General features: G+C 49.7%; 21 protein-coding genes. 12 read left to right on the top strand and 9 right to left on the bottom strand.

Translation table 11 applies throughout. The features are described from left to right. The first annotated feature begins 22 nt into the window (after nucleotides 1-22). From BV405_RS16700 to BV405_RS16690, 3 genes are all read left to right on the top strand, one after another. Complete coding sequence (locus BV405_RS16700) at nucleotides 23-1,297, top strand: YihY family inner membrane protein (RefSeq protein WP_086482026.1); 1,275 nt, start codon at nucleotides 23-25, stop codon at nucleotides 1,295-1,297. Nucleotides 1,298-1,396: 99 nt separating this feature from the next. Next, nucleotides 1,397-1,705 (top strand): acylphosphatase, encoded by a 309-nt coding sequence (locus tag BV405_RS16695; protein ID WP_086482025.1) that lies wholly within the window; start codon nucleotides 1,397-1,399, stop codon nucleotides 1,703-1,705. A gap of 155 nt (nucleotides 1,706-1,860) precedes the next feature. After that, nucleotides 1,861-3,054 (top strand): NnrS family protein, encoded by a 1,194-nt coding sequence (locus BV405_RS16690; RefSeq protein WP_086482024.1) that lies wholly within the window; start codon nucleotides 1,861-1,863, stop codon nucleotides 3,052-3,054. A gap of 56 nt (nucleotides 3,055-3,110) precedes the next feature. Here BV405_RS16690 and BV405_RS16685 read toward each other — a convergent pair whose 3' ends face one another. Further along, the gene (locus tag BV405_RS16685) at nucleotides 3,111-4,580 is read right to left on the bottom strand and encodes an aminotransferase-like domain-containing protein (protein WP_086482023.1); all 1,470 of its coding nucleotides are present in this window, start codon (nucleotides 4,578-4,580) and stop codon (nucleotides 3,111-3,113) included. A 138-nt stretch (nucleotides 4,581-4,718) separates the two neighbouring features. Here BV405_RS16685 and BV405_RS16680 point away from each other — a divergent pair, with 138 nt between their 5' ends. Both BV405_RS16680 and BV405_RS16675 read left to right on the top strand, forming a co-directional pair. Next, nucleotides 4,719-5,624 (top strand): DMT family transporter, encoded by a 906-nt coding sequence (locus tag BV405_RS16680; protein WP_086482022.1) that lies wholly within the window; start codon nucleotides 4,719-4,721, stop codon nucleotides 5,622-5,624. A gap of 132 nt (nucleotides 5,625-5,756) precedes the next feature. Then, nucleotides 5,757-6,608 carry a pirin family protein gene (locus tag BV405_RS16675; protein WP_086482021.1) on the top strand — a complete coding sequence of 284 codons (852 nt, stop codon included), beginning with the start codon at nucleotides 5,757-5,759 and terminating at the stop codon, nucleotides 6,606-6,608. A 126-nt stretch (nucleotides 6,609-6,734) separates the two neighbouring features. Here BV405_RS16675 and BV405_RS16670 read toward each other — a convergent pair whose 3' ends face one another. Beyond that, nucleotides 6,735-8,357, bottom strand: coding sequence for a methyl-accepting chemotaxis protein (locus BV405_RS16670; protein ID WP_176330202.1), 1,623 nt, complete (start codon nucleotides 8,355-8,357; stop codon nucleotides 6,735-6,737). Nucleotides 8,358-9,121: 764 nt separating this feature from the next. Between BV405_RS16670 and BV405_RS16665 the strand changes: the two genes are divergently transcribed. After that, on the top strand, nucleotides 9,122-10,675 hold the full coding sequence (locus BV405_RS16665; protein ID WP_176330201.1) for a methyl-accepting chemotaxis protein: 1,554 nt from the start codon (nucleotides 9,122-9,124) through the stop codon (nucleotides 10,673-10,675). A 135-nt stretch (nucleotides 10,676-10,810) separates the two neighbouring features. Here BV405_RS16665 and BV405_RS16660 read toward each other — a convergent pair whose 3' ends face one another. The 3 genes from BV405_RS16660 to BV405_RS16650 form a co-directional block, all read right to left on the bottom strand. Next, on the bottom strand, nucleotides 10,811-12,865 hold the full coding sequence (locus tag BV405_RS16660) for a hybrid sensor histidine kinase/response regulator (protein ID WP_176330200.1): 2,055 nt from the start codon (nucleotides 12,863-12,865) through the stop codon (nucleotides 10,811-10,813). 46 nt (nucleotides 12,866-12,911) lie between these two features. Then, the gene (locus BV405_RS16655; RefSeq protein ID WP_086482017.1) at nucleotides 12,912-14,045 is read right to left on the bottom strand and encodes an FIST signal transduction protein; all 1,134 of its coding nucleotides are present in this window, start codon (nucleotides 14,043-14,045) and stop codon (nucleotides 12,912-12,914) included. 274 nt (nucleotides 14,046-14,319) lie between these two features. Then, complete coding sequence (locus BV405_RS16650; protein ID WP_086482016.1) at nucleotides 14,320-16,044, bottom strand: proline--tRNA ligase; 1,725 nt, start codon at nucleotides 16,042-16,044, stop codon at nucleotides 14,320-14,322. Between the two features lie 268 nt (nucleotides 16,045-16,312). On the opposite strand from BV405_RS16650, the gene BV405_RS16645 reads away from it, so the two are divergent. From BV405_RS16645 to BV405_RS16635, 3 genes are all read left to right on the top strand, one after another. After that, entirely contained in the window at nucleotides 16,313-17,950 is a 1,638-nt protein-coding gene (locus BV405_RS16645) for a SulP family inorganic anion transporter (RefSeq protein ID WP_086482015.1), read from the top strand. A gap of 35 nt (nucleotides 17,951-17,985) precedes the next feature. Then, a complete protein-coding gene (locus BV405_RS16640; protein ID WP_140054648.1) occupies nucleotides 17,986-18,783 on the top strand; it encodes a hypothetical protein in 798 nt (265 codons plus the stop codon). Nucleotides 18,784-18,860: 77 nt separating this feature from the next. After that, a complete protein-coding gene (locus BV405_RS16635) occupies nucleotides 18,861-19,127 on the top strand; it encodes a hypothetical protein (protein ID WP_086482013.1) in 267 nt (88 codons plus the stop codon). 75 nt (nucleotides 19,128-19,202) lie between these two features. On the opposite strand, the gene BV405_RS16630 is transcribed toward BV405_RS16635, so the two are convergent. Continuing rightward, a complete protein-coding gene (locus BV405_RS16630; protein WP_086482012.1) occupies nucleotides 19,203-20,423 on the bottom strand; it encodes a PDDEXK-like family protein in 1,221 nt (406 codons plus the stop codon). Between the two features lie 53 nt (nucleotides 20,424-20,476). Here BV405_RS16630 and BV405_RS16625 point away from each other — a divergent pair, with 53 nt between their 5' ends. Genes BV405_RS16625 through BV405_RS16615 form a run of 3 tightly spaced genes read left to right on the top strand, consistent with a single transcriptional unit; the run spans nucleotide 20,477 to nucleotide 23,011 of the window. After that, entirely contained in the window at nucleotides 20,477-21,592 is a 1,116-nt protein-coding gene (locus BV405_RS16625; protein WP_086482011.1) for a helix-turn-helix transcriptional regulator, read from the top strand. 10 nt (nucleotides 21,593-21,602) lie between these two features. Beyond that, nucleotides 21,603-22,010: a hypothetical protein gene (locus BV405_RS16620; RefSeq protein ID WP_140054647.1), complete on the top strand. Its 408-nt coding sequence runs from the start codon at nucleotides 21,603-21,605 to the stop codon at nucleotides 22,008-22,010. A 38-nt stretch (nucleotides 22,011-22,048) separates the two neighbouring features. Next, a complete protein-coding gene (locus BV405_RS16615; RefSeq protein WP_086482009.1) occupies nucleotides 22,049-23,011 on the top strand; it encodes a pentapeptide repeat-containing protein in 963 nt (320 codons plus the stop codon). 20 nt (nucleotides 23,012-23,031) lie between these two features. Here the strand turns inward: BV405_RS16615 and hepT are convergent, their stop codons facing one another. The 3 genes from hepT to BV405_RS16600 form a co-directional block, all read right to left on the bottom strand. Further along, entirely contained in the window at nucleotides 23,032-23,457 is a 426-nt protein-coding gene (hepT, locus tag BV405_RS16610) for a type VII toxin-antitoxin system HepT family RNase toxin (RefSeq protein ID WP_086482008.1), read from the bottom strand. Nucleotides 23,458-23,460: 3 nt separating this feature from the next. Further along, on the bottom strand, nucleotides 23,461-23,865 hold the full coding sequence (gene mntA / locus BV405_RS16605; RefSeq protein ID WP_086482007.1) for a type VII toxin-antitoxin system MntA family adenylyltransferase antitoxin: 405 nt from the start codon (nucleotides 23,863-23,865) through the stop codon (nucleotides 23,461-23,463). 76 nt (nucleotides 23,866-23,941) lie between these two features. After that, nucleotides 23,942-25,081 carry a GNAT family N-acetyltransferase gene (locus BV405_RS16600; RefSeq protein WP_086482006.1) on the bottom strand — a complete coding sequence of 380 codons (1,140 nt, stop codon included), beginning with the start codon at nucleotides 25,079-25,081 and terminating at the stop codon, nucleotides 23,942-23,944. Nucleotides 25,082-25,100: the final 19 nt, after the last annotated feature.

Raw genomic sequence — 25,100 nt, 5'->3', positions numbered from 1 at the left:
CTAACGAAAAGGAGCGGCTTAAATGACATTGATTCTAAGGAAAGACTGGCCGGGGCTGATCCGTTTTGTGATTCGCCGCTTTATCGGGCAGGAGTGTCAGAAAACCGCTGCAGCACTGACCTACACGACACTTTTTGCTCTGGTGCCTCTGATGACCGTGGCCTTTGGCATTCTGTCAGCACTGCCAAGTACTGATGAAGCCGGTTCCGGTATTCAGGAACTGCTCTTCAGTAACCTTCTGCCGGAGAGCAGTCAGATGGTCAGTAACTATCTGGCGGACTTTGCTCAGCAGGCCCGTAACCTGACCTTTGTTGGTGTCGCTTTTCTGATTGTGACCGCGATCCTGATGATGAAGGCGATCGAGCGCGCGTTTAACAACATCTGGTCTGTGGCTGAAGACAGAAAGGGTGCCAGTAGCTTTCTGCTCTACTGGTCGGTTCTGACGCTGGGGCCTCTGCTGATGGGCTCGGGTATGGCGGTCACCTCTTTTGTGGTGTCCCACAAGCTTTTCCTGAGTGCCACAGACTCTCTGGGTATCACTGCTGTTTTTCTGCAGTTTCTGCCACTGTTTACCTCGTCGCTGGCCTTTATGATGCTGTTTCATTTTGTGCCTAAGACTCATGTGCCGCTAAAGAACGCCTGGATCGGCGGATTGTTTACCGCCGCCTGTTTTGAGCTGGCCAAGTGGATTTTCACTCAGTTTGTCAGCCAGTCACCTTCCTATCAGGTTGTTTACGGAGCATTTGCTGCTGTGCCGTTGTTTCTGCTCTGGATTTATATCAGTTGGAACATCCTCTTGTTGGGCGCGACTCTGGTGATGGCGCTTCAGCGTTATCAGCCGGACTGGAAACGGGTTAACCGGAATCCCTTTATGGTGGCAATACAGGTACTTCAGCTACTGTTCGAGCGCTGGAAGTTGAATAAACCCGTAACCAAAAATGAGCTGCAGGAAGTGATTTCTCCGTTAAGTGCCCGCCAGCAGCGTGAGCTGATGCAGGTGCTGCAGGATAATGGCCTGCTGATTCGGGTTAAAAACGAGACGGGCGTTAAAGGCCTGCCATCCAGCTACTGGCAGCTGGGGCGGGATCTTTCCGGGTTGACCCAGTGGCAGTTGCTGACGTTGTTGCCCTGGCCGGTTCCGGTGGCACTTAAAGCAGATGAAAAGGGGGCGGCATCAACCTCGCCGAAGGGGGGATTTGTCACCTTGTCATCATCTGTTATAAATGTTCTGCAATGCTATCTGCAGCGGGAAGAGGCCGAGTTGTCCAAGCCTGCACAGCAGTTGTTTGAGAAATAGGCTCTTAATGGGCTTATCCGAAAATAAGGTTTGACCAAAAAAAAGTCGGGCTACGGATAAGGGCTGACCGTATTTGATGTTTTATCACGGGTGACTTTAATGCTGAATGACGCAACAACTGCACCTCAGGGATCTGAACCGGCGCTGGTAAAAGCGATTAACGTATCCGGCCGTGTTCAGGGGGTCTGGTTCCGGAAAAATACTCTGCAGCAGGCACAGAAGCGGCAACTGGAAGGCTGGGTGATGAATCTGGAAGATGGCTCTGTTCAGGTGCATGTCCAGGGGCCGGAAAGTCAGGTGATGGATCTGATCGACTGGCTGTGGAAGGGATCACCGCTCTCCCGTGTGGATCATCTTGATATCGTCGACGCCAAGCCTTTGGTGATGACAGGTTTCGAGATTCGCTAGATTCTCCTGGGGCTGCATTTCTCTTTGATGGGGTCTTCATGATCCGGTTCTGGCCTGTTAATTAGCAGTTTTTGAACTGTGGTCGGTATTGACTTAAGCCAAGTAAATTACTCAGGTATTCGCTAGAATGGCCTCCGAATTTATCGGAGGCTTTTATGGCATCATCACAACTCTCTTACCGGTCTGATTTTAAGGTCTCGTATCAGGCGTTCTTCTCCATCGGCTTTCGTCCCTTCTTTCTGTTTGGTGTGCTGTTCGCCATTGTGCTGATGATCGGCTGGGTTCTTCAGCTGCGAGGTGTACCGTTTCCGTCGGCCTCGGTATCTAACTACTATCCCGGTGTGCTGTGGCACAGCCATGAACTCATCTTTGGTTTTGCTACTGCCATTATCAGCGGCTTTCTGCTGACGGCGGTGGGTAACTGGACCGGTCAGAAGATGCTCAGTGGTCACGGTTTGATGGCGCTGTTGTTGCTGTGGATTGCCGGACGAATTGCACCCTTTCTACCTCTGGAGCCGGTTGTTATCGCGCTAATCGATCTGGCTTTTTACCCTCTGTTGACACTTGCGATAGCCATACCGATTCTGAAGAGCGCCAATCTGCGCAATATGGTGTTTATTGTCTTTTGCGGTTTGCTGATTCTGATGAACCTGCTGGTGCATTTTGACCGCCTTGGCATCGCTCCGGGAATGGCGCATCTGGGGATTTATGGTGCGCTGAATATTATCGTGCTGGTGATGCTGATTATCGGTGGGCGTGTGATCCCTTTTTTCACCGAAAGAGCGACACCGGATTACAGTGGCAAGCAGATCCCCTTTGTCGAAAAGCTGATCCTGCCTGTCGCAGTAATCACCTTTCTGAATGATCTCTGGCAGCCTTTGGCGATCTGGGCTTATGGGCTATCTGGATTGCTGGCGCTGCTTCTACTGCTGAGAGTCGGGGGCTGGTTTGACCGTAAGCTTTTGAGTAACCCGCTGCTTTGGATTCTGCATGCCGGTTATCTGATGATCGCGCTGGGTTTTCTGCTGCGTGCCACCCTGCCTTTAACCGGTTTATCCCCTTTTATCTATGTGCACGCCCTGACTGTTGGCGGGATCGGTCTGCTCACTTTAGGCATGATGGCGCGGGTTTCACTGGGGCATACCGGGCGACCTCTAAAGCTTCCTAAGAGCATGGTGATCGCTTTTTATGCGCTGCTGATTGCTGTCATTGTGCGGGTGTTTGTTATGGCCTTTGTGCACAAAGCTTTTCTGTACGATATGGCGGCGACTTTTTGGGCGCTGGCATTCGGGATTTACGTTTTCACTTTTCTTCCTGCCCTTGTGTCGCCTCGGGCGGATGGTAAGTAATCTTAAAGTTGAAAGGCTGCGCGAGCAGCCTTTTCAGTTGTTATCCCCATGCGAACTTAGCTGGCCATCGCCTGTCGGATCAGTTCCCCCAAGCGCTGCATCGCCTGTCGGTATTCCGGTTGATCCTGATACAGGCCGAAATTGATACGAATGAAGTGTCTGTTGGCTTTGGCGCTGCCAAACAGAGGACCCGGAGTAATATTGATTTTTTCCTGCTGTGCCTGCTGATACAGCGTCATCGCATCGCATTGCTTGGGGAACTTTATCCACGCCAGAAAGCCGCCTTCCGCAACCTCATACTCAATGCCTTCCGGCCAATAAGCCTGCATCGCTTGCTGAAAAAGTTGTTGTCGTTGTTGATAACGCCTACGGATCAGTCTCAGGTGACGCTGCATGAGCCCGGCTTCCAGCCAGCTACCCAGCGCATTCTGTGTGTGCGCGGGTAAGCCCATCTTGCTGACAAACTGCAGGTGTTGGCAGCGCTCGTGCCAACGGCCAGCAACCAGCCAGCCAAGCCTGAGTTTTGGCGTAACCGTTTTAGAGATTGAGCTGCAATAGAGTACCCGGTCCTGGGTATCAATTGCTTTCAAAGGGCTTGGGGCACTGCCGCGATAATCCAGATCGGCAAAGATATCATCTTCAATAATGGCGATATCGTGCTGGTTTGCCAGATCAATCAGTCGCTGCCGATTCTCCTGAGACATGCTTTTCCCCGTTGGATTGTTCAGGGTTGGTTGCACAATAATCGCCTTCACCGGCCACTTATCCAGTGCTGCCGCCACCAGATCCAGATTCGGCCCGCCGCTTGTGGCCTGTGGTATCTCAACCACCTTACGGTCAAAAGCTTCCAGGCATTGCAGAATGCCGTAAAAACAGGGGGATTCGATCAGCACAATATCCCCCTCTTGTGACGTTGCCTGCAGTGCGAGACTTACCGCAGCCTGTGCACCGTTGGTGGTTATGATCTGATCTGGTGTGCAGTGAAGATCGCGCTTTAGCAACAACTGGCTCAGTTGCTTGCGCAGTTTCTCAGCCCCCGGTGGAGTCTGATAATGGGAGATAAAGCCATCCGTCAGTGCCAGCTCCTCTTTACCAACTTCTTTTTTCAGTAGTTGGTAAAGGCGCTTCACTCCGGGAAAGCTGACACAGGGGTTGGCGGTTCCCAGAGGAATCTGATCGGTTCTTCCTGCGGATCGGACAATCTCCAGCCCCAGACTCTTGTTATCGAGTCGTTTTGGACTGATCGCTGCCAACGCTTCTGCAGAAGGCTGGTGTGCATGTTGCGCTGAACTGGCTGTCAGCTGCTCAAGGGCTTTTCGCCCCGGAAAGAAGCCGGACTTTTCTCTGGCTTCTACCCAGCCATGATCTTCCAGATATTCATAACAGCGGATCGCTGTTCCCTTGCTGACATTCAAATCCTGACTGATCTGCCGGATAGAGGGCAGCTTTTCATCTGCGGAATACCGGCCTTCTCTTAGCTGGCGAATAAACTGGTCTGCGAGGCTCAGGTAGCGAAACTTGGTCATCTGTACCCTTTTTTGTCGAAGGCATCTGTCTGTTTTTTTAGTTTTTATCCCGATTTATAGTACAGATCAAATGAAAACCTTCCTGTGCCATTGAAAATTCTACGGCTGCAGAGGTTTTGTTATCTGTCAGGAATAACTATGACCGCTTTAATTGCTCAGTTTGAACGCCATAAAACTCTGTTGATCACCTTGCTGCCCTGGGTGTTTGTTTTGCTCTGGAGTACAGGTTTTATCGGTGCTCGTTATGGTCTGCCTTACAGCGAGCCCTTTACCTTTTTAAGTTGGCGTATGGCCGGAAACCTGCTGGTCTTTATGCTGCTGATGCGCCTGTTCAGAGTAAGCCTGCCTAAACGCCCTGAACTCTGGGAGCAGCAGCTGATCACCGGGGCTCTGGTACATACGGCCTATCTCGGAGGTGTATTCTCTGCGATTGAGTTGGGTATGCCGGCAGGTCTTGCAGCACTTCTTGTCGGCCTTCAGCCGCTATTGACCGCAGGTATTATGGCGCTGGCTTTCCGCAATGCTCCAAGCGTGAAACAGTGGTTGGGGCTCGGCTTAGGCATTGTGGGTGTGGCTTTGGTGCTGAGCAAAGGCCGGTCAGATTTTCTGCACAATGGCGATATTTCCGGCACTCAGTTGCTCTGGATCTTGTTGGCACTGGCGGGAATCACGCTGGGTACGCTTTATCAGAAGAACTTTTGTCAGCCGCAGCCTCTGTTAGCCGCTACTTTTATTCAGTACCTGTCCGGTTTGCTGGTGATGCTGCCCATCGCGTTGCTGACAGAGAATACTCAGGTTGAGTGGCATCCGGAGTTTACCGGTGCTCTGATCTGGTCTGTGCTGGTGTTATCGGTAGGCGCGATTTTACTGCTTATGCTGATGATTCAGATGGGAGAGGCCACCCGAACTGCCAGTTACTTCTATCTTGTGCCGCCGGTAACCGCGCTACAGGCCTGGATTCTATTTGATGAGCAGCTGACCGGCGTAGCGCTGATCGGAATGGCGATTACGGTTCTGGGTGTTTACTGGGTCAATAAGAAGTGATGGCAGATCTCTATCGGCGTTAACTGTTCGATTTAGTCGAATAACAGGTCAAATAAATAGCAATTTTCTATCGTTTTTCTCGGGGTTATAGTGTCGTCAATGAATCGAAACTCTTCGGGAAAGGAGCCTGTCATGGCTGAATTTAAAGTACTGAACCGCGTAAAAGGAATGCCGACATCTGATGGTGCTGGTGTTCGCCTGAATCGTGTTATCGGAACGCCTCAACTGCGTCATCTGGATCCTTTTCTGATGCTGGATGAGTTCCGTTCGGATAAAGCTGATGATTATATTGCCGGTTTTCCGCCGCATCCGCATCGCGGGTTTGAGACCATTACTTATATGCTCCACGGTGCTATGAAGCATGAAGATCATCTGGGTAATGTCGGTATGCTGACCACAGGTGGCGTGCAGTGGATGACAGCAGGCGAGGGCATTATCCACTCTGAAATGCCGATGCAGGAAGACGGTCTGCTTTGGGGCTTTCAGTTCTGGTTGAATCTGCCTGCTAATGAAAAGATGAAAGCGCCTTTCTATCAGGATCTTGCTCCTGAGGAGATTCCAGAGGTGCAGGATGACAATGATGTATTGCGCCGGGTTGTTGCCGGTGTCTCAAAAGGGACTAAAGGCCCGATTCAGCGAGAGGCGACTCAGCCCTTGATGGTTGATTTCCGCATCCAGCAGGCAACGGAGCTTGAACATGACCTGCCAGCGGGGCACAAGGCTTTTATCTACGTTTATGAAGGCTCTGTTGAGGTGCCGGAGGCGAACGTAACACTGAATCGTGGTGAGCTTCTGGCCTTTACGGGTGAATCCCTGAAGCTTGTCAGCTCCGATAAAGCTGGTGTGCTTATGGTTGCCGGTAAACCTCTGGAAGAACCTATCGTGCAGTATGGTCCTTTCGTGATGAACACCGCTGAAGAGATTCAGCAGGCGATGGTGGATTATCAGAATGGTGTACTGGCTAAGGTTGCAGAGAAAGTCTGATCTTTATCTGTCCTTTATCAGTTCTCTGCTTCTCATTGAGTTGTTTGAGAAAAATTAAAAGCCCGACTGCAGTAATTACAGTCGGGCTTTTCGCATATTGATGTGCTGTTTCAGGCCTGAATCGTATCAGGCACTAAATTTAGCCAGCTGGCGATTCAGACTACGGGCAGAGTGCTGAAGACGATCGGCGGCATCCAGAATCTGCTCGGTGCTTTCGGTATTGTCTTCCGTTTGCAGCTCGACCAGCTCAATCTGACTAACCACTTCCTGATTGCGTTCCAGAACCCCTTTCAGCTGTTCAACAGTCAGGCGCATACTCTGCTGGGTATGCTGCATGCTTTCTGCGCTGTTGATCACATGCTGCATCGCCTGATCTGAATCGCTCAGAAGCTGAGTAAACTGTGCTGAACTTTTCTGCATCTGGCCGGCGGTCAGCGTGATGGCATCAATAATGGCAGTAATAATGCTGCTGGTTTGGTTCAGGCTATCCTGCGTGCGGGTTGCCAGCTGACGAACTTCATCGGCAACAACGGCAAAGCCTCGACCATGTTCACCGGCGCGGGCTGCTTCAATTGCTGCATTCAGTGCTAACAGGTTGGTCTGGTCTGCGATACCGCTGATCACTGACAGCACCTCATTCACATTTTCGGCTTCCTGAGAAAGACGGGTTAGTTCCTGAGACAGGCGGGTTTGTTCTTCCGTCGTGCTCCCGATCGCCTGAGTGGTTTTAGAGATGGCGCTCTGACCGATATTCAGGCGTTCAACGGAGTCGGAAACCCTTGTCATCGCTTCGCCCAGCTGATGATCGGAATCGGCAATCAGCTGATCTGTGATGCCTGCCTGCTGGCGAACCTGATCCACCGCTTTGTGGACCTTCTGGGTGCGCTGCTCCATCTCTTTGCTACTGCTTTGCAGTTGGTCTGATATGGCGGCAGTTTCCCGGGCGTTGTCCGTTGTGGTGCGGATCGCATCCTGTAATTCGTCCATTAGCTGATTGAAGTCGTTCAGTAGCTTACCGATCTCATCCTTGCCACCTTTAGCGCGTAAGGACAGGTTTCGGCTGGAGGCGATCTCACGTAGCGTTGTTTGTGCCTGAGACACAGGTTTCAGCACAGAAGCCACCAGCAGATAGGTGATGCCGGAACCCAGTACGAAAAGAATCAGACCCAGAGCGCAGGAAACCAATAGAGTGTCCAGTAGCGCAGCGTTGATATGACCGATAGTGATATCTGCGCCAGCAACAAAGCGCTGACCACTGGCAGTGGTATAGGGCACAAATACGGAACGGAACTCGCCCCATTCATCGCTGTACTCATCAAACATCTTGGTTTGAGTGCGGAAAGTCTGCAGCAGGCCATCGCTGGGTTCTTCATATTCCGGCAGCATCTCAGGCAGCTCATTATTGACGTACTCTTCTTCGTCCGGTGTATCCATCACAAAGAGAATTTTGTCATCCTGCAGCACCATGGTGTAGATGTACTCAACCGGCGTTTCTGAGATGAGTTCATAAACCTGACGCTGGATTTCATCGGACTGTGCCTGGGTAAAAGTGCCGTTTGCGACCTGATCATAAATATTCTGGTTAGTCAGGTGGGCAGCGGTGCGGGCGGCCAGTTCCAACTGAGCATCGATCTGAAGATAAAGATCTGTCTTTCGGGCGTTAAAGGTATAGAGGGTGTAACTGATGACGGCTACCGCATTGATCAGAAGCACAATGGCGAGCAGTCGGGAGCGTAAAGAGATGAGCATCTGCTTTGTCCTTGCAGTTATGTGGGGAAGATCCGGTTCCAGTGCTGGTATGTTGCGCGTCAGGCTAGCTGCGCGACAATTTCCGTGACCCATGAGTTCCGGTCTGAAATTGCGGGCGATGATGTCAAAAAAATATCAATACCTCCAGAGAAATAGAGAGTCTGTAAAGACGATTTTTTCTGTCAGGTAAAACCAATTGTTATAAGTGGTTTTAATAGAGTTAGTACTCTTTTGTTTTTCTAAATAATACTTTTCTCTAATAAATACTATTCAGATAGTGAAAGAAGAACGAAAAGTGTTCTTTATGTCCGGATTAGTAACACTCCTTGCGGGAAATTTGTAAAAAAATGTATCGGTATCTGAGAGAGAGAAAATGAGCTTTTAAATGCAACTTGTTGAATTTAAATGGATATAACAGGCTTTTATCCGCTTTTTAAATTCTCGGAGTTAAGGCTCTAGGAGTAAATCTTAAGGGTTACATTTTTCAGGGGCTTTTGCGTTTTACGGTGATCCATTAAAATTTGCGCCCCCCACATCAGCCCTTCTGGGGCAGCTTTGGCGTGAAAAGCACCGGACAACGGTAAAAGTGAGGCTAGACTGTAAAGTGGTACTGAAGAAATAGTACTGTAGTACCCACACGGTTTATCTTATCCGGCATGATAAATCCCGGGTTGTTACGCTTTGATGAAGAAAGTCTGACAGCTCTGTGATGACGAGGTTAAACGATGAAGCGGAATCTCCCTGTTTCCGGCCAAGAACGGTTAATGGATAAAGACCGTTGCATTATTTCCACTACGGATAAAAAAGGGAAGATTACTAACTACAACGATTACTTCGTTGAGATCGCTGGCTTCAGCGAAGACGAGTTGATGGGGGCTGCCCACAACATTATTCGTCATCCGGATATGCCTCCTGCGGCATTTCAGGATTTGTGGGATGTGATCAAGCAAGGTAAACCCTGGATTGGTGTGGTGAAGAACCGCGCTAAAAACGGCGACCATTACTGGGTTGATGCCTACGTTACCCCTATTTTTGATAAAGGGGAGATCACTGGCTACCAGTCTGTTCGTCATTGCCCTGACCGTAAAGTGGTGGATCGTGCTGAAAAGCTCTATCAGGCGATCAATAAGGGGCAGCATGTCAGCCTCTGGTCCCGCTTTAAAGGCTTCTTCTCAACCAGTTATTTCCGCAGAACTTGGGCTGTTATCTGGTTGACCACTCTGCCGATGCTGGCATTAGTTTCTCTGCTGTTTGATGGTATGTCGCCTCTGAAATTACTGGCCATGATTGGTGGTGCCGGTGTGGTGAGTGGTATTGCTGCCAGCTGGTTGTCTGCACCGATTTCCCGTCTGGCGAAACAGAGTGAGCAGATCTTTGCTAACCCTGTTGCTCAGCGAGTGTTTACTGGCAGATATGATGAATTGGGACAGTTAGAGCTGACTCAAAAGTTCCTCAGCCTGACCATGAAAACTGTGGTTAACCGTCTGGAAAATGCTTCTGAGCATATCCATGCGCATACCAGTGAAGTGGCTGAGAAAGCCCGTGATGTCAGCGATAAGACTCTGCACCAGCTGGATGATATCTCCCATGCAGCCGGTACCATGCAGCAGATGACCGTTGCTACCGAGCAGGTGGCTCAGAGTTGTGCTGAGGCGGCGACGGTTGCTCAGGAAACTGACGAGGTGAGTCAGAAAGGTCGCGCTATCGTCGAGCGTACTGAGCAGTCCATCAGTAAGATGGCGGAAGATATTCGTGCTTCTATGGAAGTGATTACTGCTCTTGAACAGAGCAGTCGCAATATCGAGTCGATTCTGGATGTGATCAACGGTATCGCCGAGAAAACGAACCTGTTGGCGCTGAATGCGGCCATTGAAGCTGCCCGTGCCGGTGAGCAGGGGCGTGGTTTCGCAGTTGTTGCCGATGAAGTGCGTAATCTGGCACAAAGTTCACAGTCATCTACCGCTGAGATTCAGGCGCTGCTGCAAACCTTCCAGCAGGAAACGCAGGATGTTTGCCGTCTGATGACTGCTTGTGAAGAACAGGCAGGCGGTACTGTGGATGAGATTAAAGAAGCGGAACATATTCTGATGGAGCTGAGCGATACCATTCGCCGTCTGGGGGATATGAACCAGCAGATCGCAACGGCTACGGTTCAGCAGAGCAGTGCAGCCGGAGAGATGAACCTGCGTCTGGAACAGATTCATGCAGCGGCCAACGGCGTAACCTCTTCTAATGAAGATATGGTGTCTGACAGTATTGCGCTGAAAGGTGAAGCAAAAGATCTTTCCGGCCTGATTCGCCGCTTTGGTCTTAAATAAAGCCTGCGAGTTCTCTGGAAAAAGTCCGGAAAAGAAAAGCCCCGAATGACTCGGGGCTTTTTTATGTGAAAGAGAATAGCTCTTTCAGAGGCTTCTTTTTTCCGGTTGGCGGGACTATTTTTCTGGAAGAGAGACCTATTTTTCCAGCCATTTGTTCAGGTGGCGGTTAAACTCCGGAATATTCAGCGGTTTGGTCAGATAGGCATCAAAACCGGCTTCTTCTGCCTGTTTGAAATCCTCCGGCATCGCATTGGCAGAGAGAGCCACCATATGGCGATTGGCATCCAGTCCCTCACTGCGAATATGGCGCAGCAGATCGTAGCCAGACATACCCGGTAAATTGATATCCAGAATCACCAGATCCGGGGATTCATGACGCAGAATTTCCAATCCTTCCTCTGGTGTGGCAGCCGTCAGTAGGCGATCCCCATGGCGTTTGCCATAGATCTTCTCCACCAACATGCGGTTGGTTGCATTGTCTTCAACGTACAGGGTGGTGGTTTTCTCGCCGCCCCGGGAGATGATATCGGCAACTGAGATCTCAACCTGCTCCGGAGAAGCGGGCATCTGGCTGCCTTTAGCCATAGGCATCACCAGAGTGAAAGTACTGCCTTCACCGGGAATACTGGCGACTTCAATCGAGCCATGCATCGCTTCCGCCAGTTTCTGGCTGATCACAAGACCAATGCCTGTTCCCTGTCGGGTGGAAGAGTCCATGCCCAATCGTTCAAAGGGCTGGAAGAGTCGCGACAGCTGATCACTGGTCAGGCCGTAACCGGTATCGGTCACATGGATCTTAAACTGCTTGTCCACCTGCTCCATGCTGATTTTGATTTCACCCTTGTCATGGTTGTACTTGATGGCGTTGCTCACCAGATTAAGCAGTACTTGCTTCACGCGGCGGCTGTCACCCATGACTGAAAGATTGAGATTATCCGGGAAGAGGGTGGATATGTTGATGCCGAAACGCTCAGCCATGTGTTTGTTCAGGGTGAGGGTTTCCTGAATCACAGGGATGGGGTTGATAGGTTCAATTTTTAGGTCAATACGGCCAGCTTCAATTTTCGAAAGATCCAGAATCTCATCGATCAGCTGAAGCAGGTGATTACTGGCTTTTCGGATCTCCTGCAGGCTTTCGACATGCTCCTCTGTGAGGTCATCCTCATCCATCTCCATCAGCTGTGTATAGCCCTGAATCGCGTTAAGCGGCGTGCGCAGCTCATGGCTCATACTGGCAAGGAAAGAGCTTTTTGCACGATTCGCTTGCTCTGCATTCTCTTTGGCATGTAACAGCTCTTCCATCATCAGCTTACGGCCGGTGATATCCCGATAGGTGCCCAGAAGGCCGGTGATGTTCTGATCTTCGTCCCGGATCGGCACCTTGTTCAGCTCAACCCAGAGATAGCTGTCATCGTTACGGTGCAGGTAGTAGTTCTTGTTCTGGATCTCATGACCCTGCTCGATCACCAGACTGTCATCCTGCTGCAGCTGACTGATACTGACCATGTTTTGCAGGTGCTGAATATCGGTTTCGGCGTTAGCCGTTGCTTGGTCGTTATTCTGTTCAGGCAGCCTGGCCAGATCATGCAGCAACCAGCGGTTAGCCCCCTGAATATTGCCCTGAGTATCCTGCCAGTAAACACCGGCAGGAATGTGATTCAGAACCAGCTTGAGCATCTTCTCGGTACGCTGGCGCTCCTGAATCTCGTTTTGCAGTTTCTCGGTGAAGCGGGCGTTGCTGCGGCAGAGCTCCAGAGTTTTGGCAAAATTAGCCAGAATGGGGGTGAACAGCTGATCCGGCAGAGGTTGTTCTTCCTGGGTAGTGAAAAGCAAAAAAGCGTCTTTCTCACCTACTGGCAGCAGCAAAATTGACTGGTAGTGCTCAAAAACCGGATGCAGGGCACGGATCTTGTCGTCTGAAGGTTTAAAGCTGCTTTTCAGGGGAAGATCATATTCGAGAGTAAAGCGCTTTGTGGAGTCTGGCGAGAAAGCCTTGTCTGCGAGGCTCTGGCTGACATTAAAGCTGAAAGCCTGCTCGCGGCGCTCAATATTGCTGATAAAGAGACCGGTGGGCATCCCTGTGTGATAGAGCAATCGTTGTAAAAACTTCTGTACCAGTGGTTTTTCACTGGTCTCAGATCCCATCAGGAGTGCCATCTCGTAAAGAATGGCCAGATTCTGATCGCTCATGGAATTCCTCATTACGTCCGGTTTGTCCGGTGTTCAGACCTGTGGGTTAAACCCAGGGGCAGCAAACAATCGCTGCGTTGTGGAAAAGGGGATAACCCTGTCCTTCATCGTTACTAATTTCACCCAGTGAGAGAGCCCCGCTCAGGCTGGCTTGCGGGAAGTGCTCTGTCAGTAATTTCAGTTCCCGGTTGGTTTCTTCACCCAGATGCATCCGGCGGCCAGCACAATAAAAGACCTGATACTCCGGCGCCGGTTTTTGCAGTTGTTTCGCTAACAGATCCAGGGTTTCGGTGCCATCGGCTTCAACGCCCTGTAACAGACTGATAACGGTGTGTTCCGGTATATCACCCACGCAAACCAGAGTTCCATCCTCTTCAACGGCGACAGGAATACGCACCAGAGGCTGACCCGACATACGCATAATGCCAAAAGGGAAGTGGGTGGCAAAGTCATAAAAATTGTCTGCCGTCACTTTCTGCTGATAGCGTTTGGCGATCTCTTCCTGATAGACCTCAAAAGCGTTACGCCAGTTGATGCTGTGGATGCGGTTGCCGGTTGTGGAGGTCGCTGTGATTGGCTCAAAATTCTTATAGCCGTGCGCCAGAGCGGTATCGAATTCGGTCTCGTAAAGCAGCGCCCAAAGGCCATAACCCATTTGTTGATCCTGATCGAACAGGCAGGGCATCGGCTGGAAGGTTTCGCTACCGGCGTTGCTGCCGCTGTAACGAACACTGTTGTGTAGCTTCAGGTATAGCTGATCGAGAATATCACTGATGTTGGGTTGCTGCGCATCAAAAACCAGAAACAGATTCGGTTGTTTGCCCGTTTGGCTGATCTCAAGATGAGTAATCTGATCGGTAATGGCCTCAGGGGTCTGGTGTTCACAGCTGATCAGGGTGGTTTGGCAGGACTCTGGCAGGGCTTTAAGCAGGCAGCCTTCGTTTCGGAGGGCGCCATCAAAGATCAGAGCAGGGAAAACAGCACCAACAAGTTGCAATCCTTGTGTTTTGCACAGACTCTGAATCAGAGGGATCCGATCGGCATTTTTTTCCGCCAGCCAGCAACTGATCTGGCTGGCACCGGATGCTTTCAGTGTGCTGAGAGCCTGATTCAACTCGTCCTGCTGAGTATCCTGACCCAGTTCTGAAAAATTGATGAAGCCTGTGTAACCCTGTGTCATGCGCAATCCTGTGTCATTACCGAAGGGAGCCGTTTTCTGATCTTTTTAATCGCTTGCCGTTACCGGAGTTGAAAATATATTTTTCAACCATCTATTAGCGTATGAGTATATTGAACAAATGAATGAATATCATCCCTTAGGAAAGGATCCGATGGGATTAGTTTTCAGCTTAGTAGTTGTTTTCCCAATAAAAAAGCCCGCACATTACTGTGCGGGCTTTTATGCCGGTTTTACCTGATCTGAAGCGGTAAACCGGTTTTTTCAGGCGGCGGTATTACTGAGCGTTTTTCGCGAACGCGTCTTTCAGGAATTCCATCACTGTCGCCTGATCGATCATGGTGTTATCGCTGTCACGACGACCACGGTATTCCAGCTGACCTTCTTTCAGGCCGCGCTCACCAATCACGATACGGTGTGGTACACCGATCAGCTCCAGATCTGCAAACTTGAAGCCCGGACGGCTGTCACGATCATCCAGCAGAACGTCATAACCCGCAGCTTTAAGGTCAGCGTACAGCTTCTCGCTGGCTTCCTGAACCATCTCAGATTTGTGAGCGTTCATCGGTACGATGGCGATATCAAAGGGTGCGATAGTTTCCGGCCAGATGATACCGTTCTCATCGTGGTTCTGCTCGATAGCAGACGCCACCACACGGGTCACACCGATACCGTAGCAACCCATGATCATAGGGATCGGCTTGCCGTTTTCACCCAGAACCGTGGCATTCATCGCTTCGCTGTATTTTGTGCCCAGCTGGAAGATGTGGCCCACTTCGATACCGCGTTTGATAGACAGAGTGCCTTTGCCATCTGGACTTGCATCACCTTCAACCACATTACGGATATCTTCAACCTGCGGCAGCTCAACATCACGACCCCAGTTGATACCGAAGTAGTGTTTGCCGTCGATGTTAGCGCCAGCGCCAAAGTCAGAAGCAACCGCTACTGCACGGTCAACGATGCATGGAATGCTCAGGTTGATCGGACCCAGAGAACCCGGGCCTGCACCGATCACGGCTTTGATCTCTTCGTCAGTGGCGAAGGTCAGAGGTGCTGCAACCATTGGCAGGTTTTCCGCCTTGATCTCGTTCAGGGTGTGATCGCCACGAACGATCAGGGCAACGAAGTCAGCTTCTGCTTCTTCATCCGCTTTAACGATCAGGGTTTTAACGGTTTTCTCAATCGCCAGACCAAACTGTTCTACCAGCTCATCGATGGTTTTGGCGTTTGGCGTATCAACCAGCGTCATCTCCTGAGTCGGTGCATCCGCTTCTGCTTTGGGAGCAACTGCTTCTGCTTTTTCGATATTCGCCGCGTAAGTACCTTCGGTGTTGAATACGATATCGTCTTCACCGGAGTCCGCCAGAACATGGAATTCGTGAGAACCGGAGCCACCGATAGAACCGTTGTCTGCCAGTACCGGACGGTAGTTCAGACCCAGACGATCGAAGATGTTGCAGTACGCCTGATACATCACATCGTAGGTTTCCTGCAGGGATTCCTGAGTGCTGTGGAAGGAGTAGGCATCTTTCATGATGAATTCACGGGAACGCATCACACCGAAGCGTGGACGGATCTCATCACGGAATTTGGTTTGTACCTGATAGAAGTTTGCCGGCAGCTGTTTGTAGCTTTTGATCTCTTTGCGAGCCATATCGGTGATAACTTCTTCATGGGTTGGGCCCACACAGAAATCACGCTGATGACGGTCTTTGAAGCGCAGAAGTTCAGGGCCGTACTGTTCCCAGCGACCGGACTCTTCCCACAGCTCAGCAGGTTGTGCCGCAGGCATCAGAACTTCCTGAGAAACCTTGTCCATCTCTTCGCGGACAATGCGCTCAACTTTACGCAGGGTACGCAGACCCAGCGGCAGCCAGGTGTACAGACCGGAAGCCAGACGACGAATCATACCGGCACGTAACATCAGCTGATGGCTGATCACTTCTGCATCTGCAGGGGTTTCTTTTAGTGTAGAGATAAGAATTTGACTGGCGCGCATAGATACGGTCTCTGACTTAATTCATGTTTTAAAATGCCGCTAATTGTATGCGTTCAGTAAGCCAGCGTACAGGGGGGAGAGGTTTGTTTCCTCTGTTTGCAGTGCCTTATGGCTTGTTTTTAAAGAAGTTTCCCTGTTTTAAACGCAATCGCTACCGATTTTTCCGGCTTTATTAGCCATAGACACTATTGGTTGGGTGTCTCTATGGGCATACACTGGTTTGCAGCCAAAGCGATAACAACAAAAACAATCAGATAAAGGACACACTATGGCCCTGCCGGAACTAGATGCACGAAGCCTGAAAGGAGATCTGTACGGCGGTATTACCGCCGCGGTGGTGGCGTTGCCGTTAGCGCTGGCTTTTGGTGTCTCCTCGGGGGCAGGGGCGATAGCGGGTCTTTATGGGGCGATTTTTGTCGGCCTTTTTGCCGCGCTTTTTGGTGGGACGCCTTCTCAGGTCTCCGGCCCTACAGGTCCTATGACTGTGGTTATGGCTGCGGTCTATACCCAGTATGTTGCTCTCGATCCCGTCACAGGCCCTGCCATTGCTTTTACAGTGGTGATGCTCAGTGGTCTCTTTCAGATTCTTTTTGGTGCCCTACGCTTAGGGCAATACATCACTCAGGTACCTTTTCCTGTGATCTCAGGTTTTATGACCGGGATAGGTATCATCATTATCTGCATCGAACTTGGCCCTGTGTTTGGCCATGATTCCGCCAAAAGCGTGGCAACCGCACTCAGTCAGCTTCCTAACCAGATTCAGAATCTTCATCTTCCGGCGTTGCTTATTGCCGCAGGTACTTTGCTGCTGAATATCCTCTGGCCCAAAAGCTGGGGGCGGATTATTCCGGCGCCTCTGATGGCGCTCTTACTGGGCACTTTAGCGGCTTTAAGCCTGCCTCCAGCACTCGCTGTGGATACGATTGGTGAAATTCCCTCCGGTTTGCCTGAATGGCATCTGCCGGTTTTTTCACCGGAACTGATCGGTGAAATGCTGATTTCAGCGGTTATGCTCGCAGCGCTGGGCTCTATAGATTCTCTGTTGACCTCTCTGGTGGCGGACAATATGACCCGAACGCAGCACAAATCCGATAAAGAGTTGATCGGGCAGGGGCTTGGCAACTTAATTGCGGGTTTCTTCGGCGGCCTTCCGGGGGCGGGGGCAACCATGCGTACCGTGGTTAATATTCGGGCTGGAGGCTCCACACCCGTTTCCGGTGCGGTGCATGCTCTTGTATTGCTGATAGCTGTATTGGGGGCGGGCAGTGCCGCCGAGCATATTCCCTTGGCGGTGCTGGCGGGGATTCTGCTGAAAGTCGGCTGGGATATTATCGACTGGAGTTTCCTTAAACGGATTCATACCGCCCCGCCCTTTGTCAGTTTTCTGATGTTGCTGGTTCTGGGGCTGACCTTATTTGTCGATCTGATTACTGCTGTGGGTGTCGGAGTTTTTATCGCCAATGTCTATACGGTGAAACGCCTTTCCGAGATACAGCTGGAAAACCTGAAGATCTATCAGGGCCATGAGTCAGAACAGGAACTAAGCGATGAAGAGCGTAGGCTTTTGGCTGGCTCCGGCGGTAAAACGCTGCTCTATGTTTTGCGAGGCCCGATCAGCTTCGCTGCTGCCAAAGGCGTGAGTCAGAAATTGATGGCCTATCAGAATTATGAACATCTGATTCTGGATATGAGCGAAGTGCCTTTCATAGGATCATCAACCGCTATGGTGATAGAGGAGTTGCTGGCGCAAAGTCAGGCGGCGGGCTGCCGTGTCAGTGTTGTGGGGCTGCAGAATCCGGTAGCTTATACCCTGCAGAAGCTTAAAGTGCTGCATCAGATACCGGAAGTGGAAAGGTTTGAAACCCGTAAGAATGCTATGGATAATCTTCGCCAGCCGACGAACTGATGGATTCATGACCGATGCCCAAGCCCATATCTTTTATGTCAAAGCCAATTGTCCTGATCAGGGCGCTCGTTCTGAGTCTTTTATGGATTGCGCCATTTTCACCTATTGTTATGGCTGGTTCTCTGGACGATTTTGAGAGAAGTATTCCTTCCAAGTCTGAATCCAATTCCGGTAGCTCTGGTTCCGATGAAAGTTCTGACTGTGATGGTATGAATGCTGATTTCGGATGTTTTTTCTCGGAGCTTGTCGGCGACATCATGATGGCTGTAGTTGTTTATGGTGGCCAGATGAGCTTTGAGCGCATTGATGGCCCGGATGATGGCTTCTCTTTTGATGGCGCTTCAATGCTTCGTCAGCCAGGTGAAGCCACCATCCCTTTTGCCCGCATGGATCTGAGTTATCACCCGATCTCCTCTGATGTTTCGGCGATCAGCTACCGACTTGAGGGTGGTTATGCCGCATGGGCGCTGGTTCTGGAAAACACGGCCTTTACCGAAACAAACCCTAAAGACAGTCTCGATCTGAACCGGATCTACGGGCTTTATCGCATGTCACTTGGAGATATCGTTGAGGTGGATTTCGGTCTTGGTTCCATGGAGGTCAAGGGCGATTCATCCAATTCCTATCTATATCTGAGTACACCGATTCTGATTCATCCTGATCCACTCTGGGGATTTGAATTTCGCCCCGCATGGGCAGGTGGTGTATCTGATTACGATACCGCTTTTATGCTGAAACATGAGTTTGTTGGCGTTAAGTTGGGCTATCGTTCTATCAGTACCCGCTCGGAATCTCTCTCTGGTTTCTATCTTGGGGTATCTGCGCAGTATTAAGTTTTAAATTTTGTACGTTCAATTTGGAAGGACAAGCCCATTAGAGTAGTGGGGATGATCATCTTAATGGAGACGAAATGATGAAAGGTGTTGGAGCAAAATTTAAGGCGAAAGAGTGGAGCGACGGTGCAAAAATTGCAACTCAGGCGCTTTTTGAAACCCAGAATTTTATGTCCCCGGATAACAAGGTTTGGCTGAAGCATATTGGGGGCTATACCGGATATATAGAGCTGGCTGATGCTCTGCAGGATATTTATCGGGTATTAAGCCGTGAACGGGATGAAGAGCTGGGGCTTTTCTCGACGGTAGATAGTTTGCTTGATGCCGGTTGGGTGGCTGATTAGTTCTATCTATCCATTGCGTCCTAATGGCAAGGCCATACAGGTGAATATTTGTATGGCCTTTTGGGGTTGTAGGGCTTAGCTTTTTTTCAGCTCCTCTGAGAAGGCAAGCCAAATCTCATAGAGTTTATCAGCAATGGAAAAGGCTAGTTTTTCTCTCTCAGTTTCATCGGATAGCTTGGTTAAGTCATCAATACTTGGTGCAGCGAAATTGATATCATTGCTTGTGTATTTATACATTGGCCACCATTCCGCTTCCGTCTCGCTGGGAATGGATTTTGAATTACGAATGCTGATGATCTTTGCATAGTCTTCTGGATACTCACTTTGAGAGCATGCAATGCCTAAATAGAGGTGCTCTTCTATCTCAACCCGTGCTTGTGCGGAGCTTTTGGGTAAAGTGAAACTAACCCCATACCATTTATTGCTCCTGCTACTGTAGTGAAACTTCTGGATAATTTTTTTAGTCGCATCATCAAAGCGCAAAAAGTCACCGTCATAGTTTATTTTTTCGCTCATATCTGGGTGCGATGACTGAATCCTTTCTAATATTTTTTTCCAGATATCCAACTGATAATCCACCAGGCATTCTGTATATGCATGCTGTAATGCCTGGAACTCAGCAATATTGTTATCTTGATTGAGCAGGCTCTTTAGTTCATCGATGTGTTGTTGGCTTTCAGTCATACCGGTTAACTCCTCAATCAGGTTCAGATACTGGATCAGGCTTTCACGTAACGCTGGTTTTGTTGCAGACTTTTCAATGCAGGACTGGATCCAGCAGCGAATCTCGACGGAATAAGAAATACAGCTGTAGTTATCGCTTTCAAGAAAGTCTTTTGGGATTTCAGATGTGCTGTCTTCTGAGGGCTCATGTCCATCTAATGATAGATACAGAATGGTCATATTCTCATCAGTGAATCCCTCATGCTCCATGATCTGATAGTAACGGGATAGTTGCTTTGGCTGATCAAGGGCGTAGATCTTATTCTCAATTATGATCGCTTTCCCCGTCTGGGTTTTAATCAGAATATCGATGTTCTGATACTCGGGATAAACTTCAGCGCCGGTCAGCTCAGATTCCTGTAGATCAATATTTAAGGTTTTCAGGAATAGATAGAGGGTTTTGGTTCCCAAACCGTGATTCTGGTTGGGATCAAGCAGGTGACACAAGAATCTTGAATGAAGTCGAACCTCATCACTTTCACTGCGCAGTACTTTGAATAGATTGTACTCAGGTTTATTCTCATATTTTTCTCTGAGCAACCTGAAAGTATTAAATAACTCATTGCTAAACATGCCGATTAACACTCCTTGGCGGGTTATTTATCCGATAATATTTATCGATAAAAATGCGGGATTCGCAATCAATAAATATTTTTTTTGTCCGTTCGATTTGGGCGCATAAAGGTTTTATTTTAAGCCGCTGGGATCTCAGAAAAACCGGATTGGAAAAAACAGGAGTTGTTATGTCGGTTTCTATCGCCAGATCACTGAAAGTTCTGAGAATACTCTCCTCAGCGCAAAAACCAATGACAGCGAAACAAATATCGGATGAACTAACCAATAGTGGTTTTGACGCCAGTGCAGATCTGGTGAATAAAGACCTGAGGGGGAATCTGGCTGATTTTGTGGATTGTGTCGTAGAGCCGCAGGGCAGAAGGCCCGGTACTTACGAAGTAAACTCGCAATGGCTCTTTCCACTACCTTCTGATGTTATCTCGACGTTACTGGCCAGCGAGCATCTTAAATATCTGTTGCCGGATCTGGATCTGCATAAAAAAGCTCGTAAATTAATGAAAATCTCAATGGAGAATAGTCGTAAGCCGGGGCAAGGCGGCTACGAGCGCTGGACGGATAAAGTGGCTGTGATACAGACAAGCCAGAGACTCCTCCCTCCAGAATATGATCTGGAACTCCTCAGAATCGTTTATCGAAGTCTGCTTACTGAAGAGCAGTTGGAGATTGGTTACTGGAAACGGGACGAGCCAGAAGAGACGATGAGCTACCGCCTGCACCCACAGGGGATTATCTGCCGGGGAGCTATGATATATCTGCTTGCTGTTTGCGATGGATATGAGGAGATACGACAGTTTGCCTGCAATAGGATCCGAAGTGCTGAATCTCTGTCGTTGAAGGCCAAGCGGATGGAAGGTTTTAACGCGAGCGAATATGCAGAGATGCAATGTGCTGATTATGGTGAAGATCCTAGTATCGTCAGATTTGAAGCCCGTTTTACTCGGGCTGCTGTTTTACATCTTAAAGAAACTCCGCTGTCAGTGGATCAGGTGATTGCTCCTGATGTTGAGAAAGAGGGTTGGTTTCGTCTGTCGGCGCAATTAAAAATTACAGAAGTTTTACGTTGGTGGCTGCAGGGCTTTGCGGATCAGGTTGAAGTTCTTAAACCGCAGTCATTAAGGGATGACTTAGCCTGCGCTCTCAATCAGGCCGCTAAGCTTTATGACTGATAGCTGCCGAATGGCTCATTCACGAACAGGGCTTTTCTGGTTTATTCGCAATACTAATGGGGATGGTGAGGTATTCGGGCTTTGGGAATATGAATCCCCTCACGCAAAAAGTGGAGTCATGATACTCGACTCTCCGTTTGAACATTGGTTTATTTGGGAGCGAGAACCGTATCGGGCAAAGCTCCCTCTTCGTGTTTTGGATCAGGATTATTTTGCGTTCCCCAGAGGAAGAGTACTTTTCGATATCAGCCGAAATCGTCACAGAATTTATTGTGATCCGGTTTTATTAGCCCCTGAAACTAAGGCTCAGATCAAAGCTTTTTTCCAGCTGGAGGGCTGTCCTGTAATCTGGAAAACCGACCCGCATTACACCACCCAAGATTTTCAACTGGATAACCTTTGGAATGATGATCTTTAATTGAAAGTGTATTTTGGGGGCGGGGAGGGAGGATTGTCATGAAAGAAAAGAGTCAGTACATCTGCACCTACACCAGCCCAGACGGCATGACATGCGGTGAGACCGCTGCCCACGATGACCTTTGCTATTGGCATGATGCCCGCCGTGTTAAGACCGAACCTGAATTGAAAGCCCGCCTAGAACATTTCGCGCAAACTGATGTTTCTTTACAGGGGCTTTCCCTTAAGCAAGCTCAGCTTGAGGGAGTTAATCTGGTCCATGATGGCAGTAAGCAGGGTTATGATCTGCGTTTTACCGATTTCTATCGCGCCAATCTGCAGAACGCTCATCTGTTTCATGCTGACCTCAGGCACTCTTCTCTGATGAAAGCAGATCTTCGGGGTGCCAACCTTCATTGCGCAAACCTTGAAGGCGCTAACCTGTTGGGAGCACGCTTTGACGATGCCCGACTGGAGAACGTGCATTGGGGGCACTATCTGCTGCAGGAGCAGGAAGCCTATCAAGCTAGAGCCCGTGCCACGCGACTGGATTATTTCGAGCAGGCTGAGGATATCTACCGTCACCTTCGGCGAGTACTGGAAAATCAGGGCTTGTTTGAACAGGCGGGATACTTCTTCCGTCGTGAAATGGTGATGCGTCGTTATCAGATGCCGCTCTTCTCTGTTCCCCGAGTTGTATCCCGTGTAGTTGATCTTTTCTGTGGCTATGGTGAGCGACCACTTCGGGTGATTCTGTTTTCCCTGTTTCTGATTCTTGGCTTCGCGGTGATCTTCTTTTTAAACGGTGTTAACGATGGCGGGCAGCTATTGCAGCTGGATACCGGAAAAAGCTTCGCTGATAACTTTTTTGGCTTTATCAACGCCATCTATTTTAGCGTCGTCACCTTCACGACTTTGGGCTATGGGGATATCACTCCGATAGGGCTGAGCCGCTTTTTCGCGGCGACCGAAGCCTTTATGGGGAGCTTTACGCTGGCGCTGTTTGTTGTGGTGTTTGTGTAGAAAATGACGCGATGATGGCTTCAGTCTGCCGAAGTTAACGCCTCAATTCCCAGAGTAATAAATTCGAAAATCTGCTGGTAGTATCCCTGCGAAATAACCGAGCGCACTATGCCTGGATCGATATTGAGGTAATCGTGAACGAGGGCATTACGCAGACCGATGACCTTGCGCCAATTTCCCAGTTGTTCAAGCGAAAGATGTTGATGTTGAGACAGGATTTCAAAAGCAGAGTAAGCATCGCTGGGGCTACTGCCTGTCAGTGATTTTGCCCAGTGCTTGGCAACCCCAATGGCAGCTTCAATGCTGACCTGCAGAGAGCGTTCTGCAGCGCGGTATTCAAAGGTTGAAAGGTTTCGCTCGGACAGAATCTGATGAAGCTGATTGAGCTCAGCATGATATACCTTCGTATTTTGTTCTATCGCAGATAAATAGTAGGTGTCTGCCACGGGTCAGATTCCAAAATGCTTCAGATGATATTGATAGTCTAACTCAGCCTTGGACATGATTCGCCCTTCTGCGGCCAGCCTTGCATCACGATTACTGCAGTAAAGAAGCTCACCGGAGATGATATTCATCGCCAAAGGAATTGGGGCGTTTTGAATATCTATGAGACTGATTAGATCTTCATCAAGACCTAACGTTTTTGTCCAATCCAGCGCGAGTAATTCCGGACGTAATCGACGCTCGAAGGGGTCATCGATATGATCAGCAAATAACACACCTAAGTCATAGTCGCTGTCCGGGCGATAGTTGCCCTTAGCTCTTGAGCCATATAGCCAAAGTGCATTGATTTCCGGCTTTTGAGTGGCTAACTGTATCAGTCTTGCCAGAAGAGGGTCTTGTGAAGATGTCATCTTGTTCTGCTGTGAGAATGGAATATGTGTTGGCTTCATTCTAACCGGTTTGAGGGTGAATGCTATCCGCTCAGGCCTATTCCTTAAACGGCAGCATGTCGCAGGCGTGCTCTGCGTACTGTTGAACATGCTCGGCTTCTTCTTCGACAAAATCCCGTATCGCATCATCAAAGCCCGGCTCTGCAAGCCAATGGTTAGACCAGGTGAGGATCGGGTGAAAGCCCCGACTGATCTTGTGTTCACCCTGGGTGCCGGGGTCAAAATGCTTCAGGCCGCGTTCCAGACAGTATTCGATGCCCTGATAGTAACAGGCCTCAAAGTGCAGGCTGTCAGCTTCAACCTTGCTGCCCCAGTAGCGTCCGTAAAGGCTGGCGTTGTCATGAAAAAACAGTGCTGCCGCCACCGGGGCATCTGTCGAATCATAGGCGATCACCAGCATCATCTGTTCTGGCATGGTTTCAACTAACTGCTGGAAGAAGCTTCTGTTCAGATAGCCCTGTCTTCCCCGTTGCAGATAGGTGATGTGGTAGCAATGATAGAAGTGTTCCAGCTGTTCTGGCGTGATCTCTGTGCCTTCAACACGCGCTAAGCGGAATCCCTGTTCGGCAACTTTGCGCCTTTCCTGTTTGACGTTTTTACGTTTTTTCGAGCTGAAACTTGCCAGAAACTGATCAAAATCCTGCCAGTTGTCGGTATTAAACCAGTGGAACTGGCAGGTTAGGCGGGTATGCAGTTGCTGATTTGCCAGCAGCTGGTGTTCATCTTCCTGGGGGAAAAGCAGATGCCAGCCGGAGGCGCCTAATCGCATTGCTTCGGCTTTTACAGCGTCAACAATCAGGGGGAGCAGATCGGACTTCTGTATACCATCGGCCACCAACAGACGCTCACCCTGACTTGGGGTATAAGGTATGGCGGTGACCAGTTTTGGGTAATAGGCCAGTCCATAACGCTGATAGGCATCGGCCCAGGACCAGTCGAACACGTATTCGCCGTAGGAGTGGGTCTTAAGGTACAGCGGCATAAAGGCGATCAGGCCGTCATCAGATTCTACGGTCAGATGGTGGGGCTTCCAGCCGCCTTTTTCACTTGCGGCACCCGAGCTTTCAAGAGCCAGCAGAAAGGCTTTGCCGATAAAGGGGTTGTTGTCCGTATTCAGAAGCCGCTGCCAGTCGGCATCGTCAATCTGAGAGATGTTGTCGATAAAGCGTATCTTCATCAGCGCGGACTTCCCTTGG

It is taken from the genome of Oceanospirillum sanctuarii (genome assembly GCF_002150805.1).
In the GTDB taxonomy this organism is placed as follows: Bacteria; Pseudomonadota; Gammaproteobacteria; order Pseudomonadales; family Halomonadaceae; genus Oceanospirillum; species Oceanospirillum sanctuarii.
This window is presented reverse-complemented; position numbering and strand designations above follow the sequence as displayed.

Coding starts and splice junctions, on each gene's coding strand:
- BV405_RS16645 (WP_086482015.1), top strand. CDS start 16,313: ATGGCCCTGCCGGAACTAGATGCACGAAGCCTGAAAGGAGATCTGTAC.
- BV405_RS16625 (WP_086482011.1), top strand. CDS start 20,477: ATGCGGGATTCGCAATCAATAAATATTTTTTTTGTCCGTTCGATTTGG.
- BV405_RS16670 (WP_176330202.1), bottom strand. CDS start 8,357: ATGCTCATCTCTTTACGCTCCCGACTGCTCGCCATTGTGCTTCTGATC.
- BV405_RS16660 (WP_176330200.1), bottom strand. CDS start 12,865: ATGAGCGATCAGAATCTGGCCATTCTTTACGAGATGGCACTCCTGATG.
- BV405_RS16650 (WP_086482016.1), bottom strand. CDS start 16,044: ATGCGCGCCAGTCAAATTCTTATCTCTACACTAAAAGAAACCCCTGCA.
- BV405_RS16690 (WP_086482024.1), top strand. CDS start 1,861: ATGGCATCATCACAACTCTCTTACCGGTCTGATTTTAAGGTCTCGTAT.
- BV405_RS16655 (WP_086482017.1), bottom strand. CDS start 14,045: ATGACACAGGGTTACACAGGCTTCATCAATTTTTCAGAACTGGGTCAG.
- BV405_RS16680 (WP_086482022.1), top strand. CDS start 4,719: ATGACCGCTTTAATTGCTCAGTTTGAACGCCATAAAACTCTGTTGATC.
- BV405_RS16600 (WP_086482006.1), bottom strand. CDS start 25,081: ATGAAGATACGCTTTATCGACAACATCTCTCAGATTGACGATGCCGAC.
- BV405_RS16630 (WP_086482012.1), bottom strand. CDS start 20,423: ATGTTTAGCAATGAGTTATTTAATACTTTCAGGTTGCTCAGAGAAAAA.
- BV405_RS16700 (WP_086482026.1), top strand. CDS start 23: ATGACATTGATTCTAAGGAAAGACTGGCCGGGGCTGATCCGTTTTGTG.
- BV405_RS16635 (WP_086482013.1), top strand. CDS start 18,861: ATGATGAAAGGTGTTGGAGCAAAATTTAAGGCGAAAGAGTGGAGCGAC.
- BV405_RS16640 (WP_140054648.1), top strand. CDS start 17,986: ATGTCAAAGCCAATTGTCCTGATCAGGGCGCTCGTTCTGAGTCTTTTA.
- BV405_RS16695 (WP_086482025.1), top strand. CDS start 1,397: ATGCTGAATGACGCAACAACTGCACCTCAGGGATCTGAACCGGCGCTG.
- BV405_RS16620 (WP_140054647.1), top strand. CDS start 21,603: ATGGCTCATTCACGAACAGGGCTTTTCTGGTTTATTCGCAATACTAAT.
- BV405_RS16675 (WP_086482021.1), top strand. CDS start 5,757: ATGGCTGAATTTAAAGTACTGAACCGCGTAAAAGGAATGCCGACATCT.
- BV405_RS16665 (WP_176330201.1), top strand. CDS start 9,122: ATGGATAAAGACCGTTGCATTATTTCCACTACGGATAAAAAAGGGAAG.
- BV405_RS16685 (WP_086482023.1), bottom strand. CDS start 4,580: ATGACCAAGTTTCGCTACCTGAGCCTCGCAGACCAGTTTATTCGCCAG.
- mntA (WP_086482007.1), bottom strand. CDS start 23,865: ATGACATCTTCACAAGACCCTCTTCTGGCAAGACTGATACAGTTAGCC.
- BV405_RS16615 (WP_086482009.1), top strand. CDS start 22,049: ATGAAAGAAAAGAGTCAGTACATCTGCACCTACACCAGCCCAGACGGC.